The organism is Hydrogenophaga sp. FW305-3-2-15-A-LB1, from assembly GCF_058787875.1.
Map to the genome: position 1 here is coordinate 1 of NZ_JBYTAE010000134.1, position 8,596 is coordinate 8,596.

Annotated in this window: 12 protein-coding genes; 6 read left to right on the forward strand and 6 right to left on the reverse strand. The window is 68.1% G+C overall.

Annotated elements, in window-relative coordinates; translation table 11 throughout:
- Positions 1 to 218 precede the first annotated feature (218 nt).
- Positions 219 to 440 carry a hypothetical protein gene (locus AC3WPZ_RS26740; RefSeq protein ID WP_291114983.1) on the forward strand — a complete coding sequence of 74 codons (222 nt, stop codon included), beginning with the start codon at positions 219 to 221 and terminating at the stop codon, positions 438 to 440.
- Entirely contained in the window at positions 437 to 943 is a 507-nt protein-coding gene (locus AC3WPZ_RS26745) for a thermonuclease family protein (RefSeq protein ID WP_492442386.1), read from the forward strand. The genes AC3WPZ_RS26740 and AC3WPZ_RS26745 overlap by 4 nt, the downstream gene beginning before the upstream one ends.
- A 9-nt stretch (positions 944 to 952) precedes the next feature.
- On the opposite strand, the gene AC3WPZ_RS26750 is transcribed toward AC3WPZ_RS26745, so the two are convergent.
- The 3 genes from AC3WPZ_RS26750 to gpmA form a co-directional block, all read right to left on the reverse strand.
- Positions 953 to 1,705: a HesA/MoeB/ThiF family protein gene (locus AC3WPZ_RS26750; protein ID WP_492442388.1), complete on the reverse strand. Its 753-nt coding sequence runs from the start codon at positions 1,703 to 1,705 to the stop codon at positions 953 to 955.
- A gap of 37 nt (positions 1,706 to 1,742) precedes the next feature.
- Positions 1,743 to 3,224, reverse strand: coding sequence for a S41 family peptidase (locus AC3WPZ_RS26755; RefSeq protein WP_382161201.1), 1,482 nt, complete (start codon positions 3,222 to 3,224; stop codon positions 1,743 to 1,745).
- A gap of 152 nt (positions 3,225 to 3,376) precedes the next feature.
- On the reverse strand, positions 3,377 to 4,120 hold the full coding sequence (gene gpmA, locus AC3WPZ_RS26760) for a 2,3-diphosphoglycerate-dependent phosphoglycerate mutase (protein ID WP_291114989.1): 744 nt from the start codon (positions 4,118 to 4,120) through the stop codon (positions 3,377 to 3,379).
- 152 nt (positions 4,121 to 4,272) lie between these two features.
- On the opposite strand from gpmA, the gene AC3WPZ_RS26765 reads away from it, so the two are divergent.
- The 4 genes from AC3WPZ_RS26765 to AC3WPZ_RS26780 all read left to right on the forward strand — a co-directional run bounded on the left by AC3WPZ_RS26765 (position 4,273) and on the right by AC3WPZ_RS26780 (position 6,587).
- Positions 4,273 to 4,683 carry a rhodanese-like domain-containing protein gene (locus tag AC3WPZ_RS26765; protein WP_382161198.1) on the forward strand — a complete coding sequence of 137 codons (411 nt, stop codon included), beginning with the start codon at positions 4,273 to 4,275 and terminating at the stop codon, positions 4,681 to 4,683.
- Positions 4,684 to 4,725: 42 nt separating this feature from the next.
- Entirely contained in the window at positions 4,726 to 4,983 is a 258-nt protein-coding gene (grxC, locus tag AC3WPZ_RS26770; protein ID WP_291114993.1) for a glutaredoxin 3, read from the forward strand.
- 109 nt (positions 4,984 to 5,092) lie between these two features.
- Complete coding sequence (gene secB / locus AC3WPZ_RS26775; protein WP_291114995.1) at positions 5,093 to 5,551, forward strand: protein-export chaperone SecB; 459 nt, start codon at positions 5,093 to 5,095, stop codon at positions 5,549 to 5,551.
- A 19-nt stretch (positions 5,552 to 5,570) separates the two neighbouring features.
- Positions 5,571 to 6,587 carry an NAD(P)H-dependent glycerol-3-phosphate dehydrogenase gene (locus AC3WPZ_RS26780; protein WP_382161195.1) on the forward strand — a complete coding sequence of 339 codons (1,017 nt, stop codon included), beginning with the start codon at positions 5,571 to 5,573 and terminating at the stop codon, positions 6,585 to 6,587.
- Here the strand turns inward: AC3WPZ_RS26780 and AC3WPZ_RS26785 are convergent.
- From AC3WPZ_RS26785 to panB, 3 genes are all read right to left on the reverse strand, one after another.
- Complete coding sequence (locus tag AC3WPZ_RS26785) at positions 6,584 to 6,835, reverse strand: DUF1272 domain-containing protein (protein WP_291114999.1); 252 nt, start codon at positions 6,833 to 6,835, stop codon at positions 6,584 to 6,586. The genes AC3WPZ_RS26780 and AC3WPZ_RS26785 overlap by 4 nt on opposite strands.
- 17 nt (positions 6,836 to 6,852) lie before the next feature.
- Positions 6,853 to 7,704, reverse strand: coding sequence for a pantoate--beta-alanine ligase (panC, locus tag AC3WPZ_RS26790; protein WP_382323405.1), 852 nt, complete (start codon positions 7,702 to 7,704; stop codon positions 6,853 to 6,855).
- Between the two features lie 15 nt (positions 7,705 to 7,719).
- On the reverse strand, positions 7,720 to 8,596 hold an 877-nt coding region (panB, locus tag AC3WPZ_RS26795), incomplete at its 5' end, for a 3-methyl-2-oxobutanoate hydroxymethyltransferase (protein WP_492442391.1).

An 8,596-nucleotide genomic window follows, 5' to 3' on the forward strand; every position in this document is an offset into this window, starting at 1 on the left:
GGCGGCGGATCAAGCAGAATGGGCACCCGGCAAAAAACGCGGAGTGCAACGCATGTTCGATCTGAGTGAAAGGGCGCGGGCCTGATCGCCGGGGAAGTCCTCCACAACTGAGCCAAGGCGCGCTCTGCGGGCCCGCACTTGGTGCATCATGGGCGCTTGCGCTGCGCCGCCGACACTCGGGTCGGCCGGCGGAAGCACAAGCCTTCGAGGAAATCCCCATGAACGCAGCCAAGCTGGTCGGTATCGTGCTCATCGTCGCCGGTGTGCTCGGCCTGGTGTATGGCAGTTTCAGCTACACCAAGGACACGGAAGCCGTGAAGCTGGGGCCGTTGGAGCTGTCGGTGAAGCAGAAGGAAACCGTCAACGTGCCGGTGTGGGCCGGTGTCGGCGCCATCGTGGTCGGCGCGGTGCTGCTGGTGCTGGGCGGCAAGAAGGGTTGAGGCGGGCGCTTTTCTGCGCGGTCCTGGCGCTGGCGAGCGCCGGGACGCTGCACGCGGCGGTGGATGAACCCACGGTGTACGCCGCCCGGGTCAGCCGCGTGTTCGATGGCGACACGCTGTGGGTCAAGCCGCTGGACGGTGGCCGTTACCGCAAGCTGCGCCTCGATGGCATCGACGCGCCCGAGATCTGCCAGGCCGGCGGCACGGCCTCGCGCGATGCGCTGGCCCGGCGGGTGTTGAACCAGGTGGTGGCGGTCAGCGTGCGCCATCACGACGACTACGGCCGTGGGCTGGCCAGACTCACGCACCAGGACGACGACATCGCCGCCTGGATGGTGGCGCAAGGCCAGGCCTGGTCCTACCGGTGGCGCCGCAGCCTGGGGCCGTTCCAGGCCGAAGAGGCGCGTGCCAGGCAGGGCCGCAAGGGTCTGTTCGCCGATGCCTCGGCCGAGTTGCCACGCGAATTCCGCCAGCGCCACGGGCCTTGCCCGCGGCCCGATTGACGAAAGGCTTCAGTGGGCCAGGCCGCAGACCGCGCATTGCGGGTTCTGCGGCAGCGAGATCGGCGTGAAGGCCAGGTCTCGCCCATCGATCATCAGCAGCTTGCCCGTGAGGCGCGAGCCCAGGCCGGTCAGCAGCTTGAGCGCCTCGGCCGCCTGCATGGTGCCCACGATGCCTACCAGCGGCGCGAACACGCCCATGGTGGCGCACAGGGCCTCCTCCACACCGGCGTCCTCGGGGAACACGCAGGCGTAACACGGATTGCCCGGGGTGCGGGGATCGAACACGCTGAGCTGGCCGTCCATGCGGATCGCCGCGCCCGACACCAGCGGCTTGCGGTGGTTCACGCAGGCGCGGTTGATGGCGTGGCGGGTGGCGAAGTTGTCGGTACAGTCCAGCACCACGTCGGCCTGCGACACCAGCTGGTCCAGCAGCGCCGCATCGGCCCGCTGGGTGACGGTGGTGACGCGCACGTCCGGGTTGATGGCGGCGATCGCCTCGCGCGCCGATTCGGCCTTGAGGTGGCCCACACGCGCGAGGTTGTGCGCGATCTGCCGCTGCAGGTTGGTCTCGTCCACCGTGTCGTGGTCCACCAGCGTGATGTGGCCGACACCGGCACTGCCCAGGTAGAGCGCCACCGGAGAGCCCAGGCCGCCCGCGCCGATCACCAGCGCGTGCGAAGCCAGCAGGGCTTCCTGGCCTTCGACCCCGAGTTCGTTGAGCAGGATGTGGCGCGAATAGCGCAGGAGCTGGGCGTCGTCCAAGGGTCTTGCCGCAGGCGGTCACCGCCCGCGGCATCCATCAGTTTTCTTTTTTCTCTTCGGTGCGCACCGACAGCGTCTTGCTGATCAGCACCGGCTGGCCCTTGAGCTGGTTGAGCGCCTGCGTCAGCTGGAAGTCCTTGTCGGTACCGAACTCGGGCACGAGGCGCTGGTTCGGGTTCTTCTTGGCTTCCTCTTCCAGGCGCTTGCGCGCGGCTTCGCGGGCCTCGTCGCGCTGCTGCTCGGCGGCGCGCTGGGCGTCGGTCATGCCCTGGTCGCCCTTGACGGCCTCGGTGCCGTTGTTCAGGTGCTTCTGCAGATCGGCTTCGCGCGTGCGCAACGCGGCGAACACGTTGCCCTCGGGCGTTTCATCGACCATCACGTCGGGCACGATGCCCTTGGCCTGGATGGAGTTGCCCGACGGCGTGTAGTAGCGCGCCGTGGTGAGCTTGAGGCCCGTGTCGGGGCCCAGCGGACGCACCGTCTGCACCGAGCCCTTGCCGAAGGTCTGGCTGCCCAGGATGGTGGCGCGCTTGTGGTCCTGCAGGGCGCCGGCCACGATCTCGCTGGCCGAAGCCGAGCCTTCGTTGACCAGCACCACCAGCGGCACGCGCTTGAGCGCACCCTGCGTGTTGTCGGTCAGGCGCTTGATGGGGTCGGTGCCGCCGCGGCGCAGGTAGTGCTGCGGAATGGCCTTGTAGGTGAACTTGCTGTCCTCGAGCTGGCCGTTGGTGGAGACCACGGTCACGTTGTCGGGCAGGAAGGCGGCGGACAGGGCGACGGCCGCGTCGAGCAGGCCGCCCGGGTCGTTGCGCAGGTCAAGCACGATGCCCTTGAGGTTGGGGTCCGCCTTGTAGATGTCTTCCATCTTGCGGGCGAAGTCCTCGATCGTGCGCTCCTGGAACTGCGACACGCGCACCCACGCGTAGCCGGGTTCGACCACGCGCGACTTCACGCTCTGCGTCTTGATTTCCTCGCGCGTGATCGTCACGGGGAAACTGCGGTTCTCGTCCTTGCGGTAGATGTTGAGCAGCACCTTGGTGCGCGGCTCGCCGCGCATGAGCTTGACGGCGTCGTTGATGCTCAGGCCCTTGACCTGGGTGTCGTCGATCTTGGTGATCAGGTCGCCGGTCTTGAGGCCGGCGCGGAAGGCGGGGGAGTCCTCGATGGGCGAGACCACCTTGACCAGGCCGTCTTCCATCGTGATTTCAATGCCCACGCCGACGAAGCGCCCGCTGGTGCCTTCGCGGAATTCCTTGAACGACTTCTTGTCGAAGTACTGCGAATGCGGGTCCAGACTCGCGACCATGCCCGAAATGGCTTCGGAGATGAGCTTCTTCTCATCCACCGGTTCCACATAGTCGCTCTTGACCATGCCGAAGACGGCGGCGAGCTGCTGCAGCTCTTCCAGCGGCAGCGGGGCCAGCGCACCGCGCGCAACCGCCTGCAATTGCACCGTGGTCAGCGCGCCGGCGACCACGCCAATGGCCACCCAGCCTGCAATCTTCAGCTTGTGACTCACCTGTTTTGCCATCGAAATACCCCAGTAAAAAAGCCCGTGCAGGGCCTGCGGGACCCTCTCGGGTCAATATACACCTTGGAGCATGGCGAGATGCTTCGGTTCCCGGGGCTCCACAGTGGTATTCCCCGGGTTGTCGTGACGGATCGCCGGTTTCAGGCCTTGCCCTGCGCGGCCACCGCCGCCGCGGCCTTCGCCGCCGCCTCGGCATCGCCCAGGTAGAAATGCCGGATCGGTTTCAGATCCGCGTCGAGTTCGTACACCAGTGGAATGCCGTTCGGGATGTTCACGCCCACGATGTCGTTGTCGGAAATGCCGTCGAGGTACTTCACCAGGGCGCGGATGCTGTTGCCATGCGCCGCCACCACCACCCGTTTGCCGGCCTTGATCGCCGGCGCCATGGCTTCGTTCCAGAAGGGCAAGACACGTGCCACCGTGTCCTTGAGGCACTCGGTGAGCGGGATTTCTTCGGGCTTGAGGCGGTCGTAGCGCCGGTCGCCGCGCTCGCTGCGCGGGTCCGTGGCCTCCAGGGCCGGCGGTGGCGTGTCGTAGCTGCGCCGCCAGACCAGCACCTGTTCGTCGCCGTATTTTTTGGCCATGTCGGCCTTGTTCAGGCCCTGCAATGCACCATAGTGGCGCTCGTTGAGGCGCCAGCTGTGCACCACCGGCAACCAGGTGCGGTCCATCTCGTCCAGCGCGTGCCACAGGGTGCGCGTGGCGCGCTTGAGCACGCTGGTGTAGGCCAGATCGAAGTCGTAACCCTCGGCCTTGAGCAGACGGCCGGCGTTCTTGGCCTGCTCCAGGCCGGTGGCGGTGAGGTCCACGTCGGTCCAGCCGGTGAAGCGGTTTTCCAGGTTCCAGGTGGATTCGCCATGGCGAATCAGGACGAGTTTGTACATGGGCAGGGCGCGCGTTGAAGAGCGGAAATGGGGACGGACGGGGGGATCACAAGCCGGGCCAACCGGCCTGTCGGGTGACGTGCCACCGGGATGTGGCCGGCGCGGCACAGCCAAGCATTCTAAAATCCCGGGCTTACTCGAAAGGTGTATCTGTGAGTTTCTTCATCGAAAACTGGGTTCTGATTGCCGTGGCCATCACGTCGGGGGCCTTCCTGCTCTGGCCGCTGGCCTCTGCCGGCGGTCGCGCGGGGTCCCTCAACACGACCGAGGCCGTGCAGCTCATGAACCGCGACAAGGCGGTGGTGGTGGACGTGCGCGACGCCGACGGTTTTGCGTCGGGCCACGTGATCGGCGCGAAAAACCTGCCTCTGGCCGACCTGGAGGCCAAGCTGCCCACCACGGTCAAGAACAAGGCGCTGCCGCTGATCTTCGTGTGCGCCAATGGCGCGAGCGCGAACAAGGGCGTGGCCATTGCCAAGAAGCTGGGTTACGAGAACGCGCATGCCCTGACCGGTGGCATGGGTGCCTGGCGCACCGCCAACCTGCCCGTGGAAAAAGCCTGATCATCTGGGCTTGTTTTTCATCGGGTTCGACAGGATTTCCGCATGGCCAAGGTCAAGATGTTCACCAGCGCGTACTGCCCGTATTGCAGCCGGGCCCGGGCCCTGCTCGACCGGCGGGGCGTGTCCGACCTGGAAGAGGTGTACGTGGACGGCAAGCCCGAACTGCGCGCCCAGATGACCCAGCTCACGGGGCGCACCAGCGTGCCGCAGATCTTCATCGGGGACACCCATGTGGGCGGCTGCGACGACCTGCACGCGCTCGATGGGCGCGGCGGCCTGGTGCCGATGCTGCAGGCCTGAGTCACAAAGCCGCCTTGCCGGGCTGACATAATCCCGGCAGTGCCCGCCGCAGGGACTTCGATCTCCGGCGGGTTTGTTTTTTCCTCCCCGAATCTTTCGAGACACCACCATGGCAGAAAACCAGGACCCCATCTTCCAGATCCAGCGCGTCTACCTCAAGGAAGCGTCCCTGGAGCAACCCAATTCCCCGGCCATCCTGCTGGAGCAGGAGCAGCCCACGGTGGACATCCAGCTCGGCGTGGAAGCCAGCCCGGTGGCCGATGGCGTGTACGAGGTCTGCGTCACCGCCACGGTGACCACCAAGATCAAGGACAAGACCGTGTTCCTGGTCGAGGCCAAACAAGCCGGCATCTTCGAGATCCGCAACCTGCCGCAGGACCAGATGGGCCCGATCATGGGCATCGCCTGCCCGCAGATCGTCTACCCCTACCTGCGCAGCAACGTGGCCGACATCGTCCAGCGCGGTGGTTTCCCGCCGGTGCACCTGGCCGAGATCAACTTCCAGGCCATGTACGAGCAGCAGCAGGCGCAAGCCGCCGACGACGCACCGCGCATCGTCACGCAGTAAGTCCTCTCGCGGGGGACCCATGAACATCGTCGTGCTCGGAGCGGGCGCCTGGGGCACCGCCCTGGCCGTCGGCGCGGCCGCCCAGGGCGGCGAGTTCCGCCAGGTGACGCTGTGGGCGCGCGATGCGCAGCAGGCCGATGACATGCGCGCGCAGCGCGAGAACCGGCGCTACCTGCCGGGCGTGGCCCTGCCGCCCTCGGTGGGCATCGATGCCGGTCCGCTGGACGCGTCCTCGAAGGCTTTGGCCGAGGCCGACCTGCTGATCATCGGCACGCCCATGTCGGGCCTGCGCGGCATGTTGCAGGTGCTGGCATCGCATCCCGCGCCCGTGGCCTGGCTCTGCAAGGGTTTCGAGGCACCGCGCGAGGGCCACCATGGCCTGCTGGGCCATGAGGTGCGCGCCCAGGTGGCGCCACGGCTCAAGGCCGGGGTGCTCAGCGGCCCGAGCTTCGCGCAGGAAGTGGCGCGGGGCCAACCGACCGCCTTGGTGGCCGCGAGCGAACACGCCAGCGTGCGCGACATGCTGGTGGCCGCGTTCCACAGCCCCACGCTGCGCGTGTACGCCAACGAGGACATCGTGGGCGTGGAGGTGGGCGGCGCGGTGAAGAACCTGCTGGCCATCGCCACCGGCCTGTGCGACGGCCTGGACCTGGGCCTGAACGCGCGCGCCGCGCTGATCACGCGCGGCCTGGCCGAAATGACGCGCCTGGGGTTGGCCCTCGGCGCGCGCGCCGAGACCTTCATGGGCCTGTCGGGCCTGGGTGATCTGGTGCTCACCGCCACCGGCGATCTCTCGCGCAACCGCCGTGTCGGCCAGCTGCTGGCGCAGGGCATGAGCCTTCAGCAGGCGGTGGACTCGCTGGGCCACGTGGCCGAGGGGGTGTACAGCGCCCGCACCGCGGTGCAGCGCGCGCGCCTGCTCGGCGTGGACATGCCGATCAGCGAAGGCGTGGTGGCCTTGATCGAAGGCCGGCTCAAGCCAGCGCAGGCCGTGGCCGCGCTCATGGGGCGCGACCCGAAAGAAGAAGGCCTCTAGGCCGCCGCAGATGCGCAGCCCTCGGGTTTGAGCACGCGCTCGGTCGAGGCCGGATGCCGCGCCAGCGCCGCCGCCGGCCGGCGTGGGCGGCGCACCAGTTCACCGCCGCAATTGGGGCAGGTGTGGTTCAGCCGGGTGTCGGCGCAGTCGCTGCAGAACGTGCATTCGAAGGTGCAGATGCGCGCCTCGGTGCTTTCGTTGGGCAGGTCCCGGTTGCAGCATTCGCAATTGGGGCGCAGTTGCAGCATGGCGGACCTCCGGGAACTCAGATTTCGAAGTTGTCGATCAGGCGCGTCTTGCCCAGGCGCGCGGCGCCCAGCACCACCAGCGGGTCGCCGGCCTGCGGCGCCTGCAGGTCGGCGCGGCGGCGCACGGTGAGGTAGTCGGGCTGCCAGCCGCGCGCGGCCAGGGCCTTCATGGCGCGTTCTTCCAGCCCCGGCAGGTGCCGCGCCAGGCCATCGGCGGCGGCCAGGGCGTCGCGCCCCAGCGCCCGCAAGGCCAGCGAGAGCTGCACCGCCTCGGCGCGTTCGGTCTCGCTCAGGTAACCATTGCGCGAACTCAGCGCCAGGCCATCGGCCGCGCGCTGCGTGGGCACGCTCACGATGGTCACCGGCAGGGCGAACTGCTGCGCCATGCGGCGGATCACCATCTGCTGCTGGTAGTCCTTCTGGCCGAAGACCGCGTGGCGCGGGCCCTTGCCCTCGGTCAGCACGCACTGGAACAGCTTCATCACCACGGTGCAGACCCCGGTGAAGAAACCGGGCCGGAAATGGCCTTCGAGGATGTCGGCGAGCTCGGCGGGCGGCTGCACCTTGAAGCCCTGGGGCTCGGGGTACAGCTCCTTTTCCGACGGGGCGAACACCACGTCGCAGCCTTCGGCGGCGAGCTTGTCGCAATCGGCCTGCAGGGTGCGGGGGTAGGTATCGAAGTCCTCGTGCGGCGCGAACTGCAGGCGGTTGACGAAGATGCTGGCCACGGTCACGTCGCCCAGGGGTTTGGCGGCGCGCACCAGATCCAGGTGGCCGTCGTGCAGGTTGCCCATGGTGGGCACGAGGGCAGGCGCGTTGAAGGGCCGCAGCGTGGCGCGCAACTCTTCGATGGTGTGAACGAGTTTCATGGGTGGATCGTTGATTTACCAGGCGTGCAGGCTGTCGTCGGGGAAGCTGCCGTCCTTCACCGCGGCCACGTAGGCGGCCATGGCGTCGCGCACGCTGCTGGCGCCTTCCATGAAGTTGCGCACGAACTTCGGGTTCTTGCCCAGGTTGACGCCGAGCATGTCGTGCATCACCAGCACCTGGCCGGCCGTGCCCTTGCCCGCGCCGATGCCGATGGTGTGGCAGTGCGGCAGCTGGCCGGTGATCTCGGCCGACAGCGCGGCCGGCACCATCTCGAGCACCAGCATGGTGGCGCCGGCGTCCTGCAGCTCCAGCGCGTGGCGCTTGAGCGTGAGCGCGGCCGCGTCGCCACGGCCTTGCACGCGGTAGCCGCCCAGGGCGTGCACGGTCTGCGGGGTCAGGCCCAGGTGGGCGCACACGGGAATGCCGCGCTCCACCAGGAACCGCACGGTCTCGGCCGTCCAGCCGCCGCCTTCGAGCTTGATCATGTGGGCGCCCGCATGCACCAGCTGCGCCGCGCTGCGCATGGCCTGTTCCTTGGACTCGTGGTAGCTGCCGAACGGCAGGTCACCGAGCAGCCAGGCCGTGCCCTGCACGCGGCGCAGGCCGCGCGCCACGCTCTCCACGTGGTAGGCCATGGTCTCCAGCGTCACGCCGGCCGTGCTGGCCAGGCCCTGGCACACCATGCCCAGCGAATCACCGACCAGGATGCATTCCACGCCGGCGGCGTCGGCCACGGCGGCGAAGGTCGCGTCGTAGGCGGTGAGCATGGTGATCTTCTCGCCCCGCTCGCGCAGCTCGTTCAACCGGGGCAGGCTCACCGGCTTGCGCTGGGGCAGGGGCGAGGCCGCGGGCAGGGTGCCGTAGGGGGTGGCCATGGGCGGGGGGTTTGTG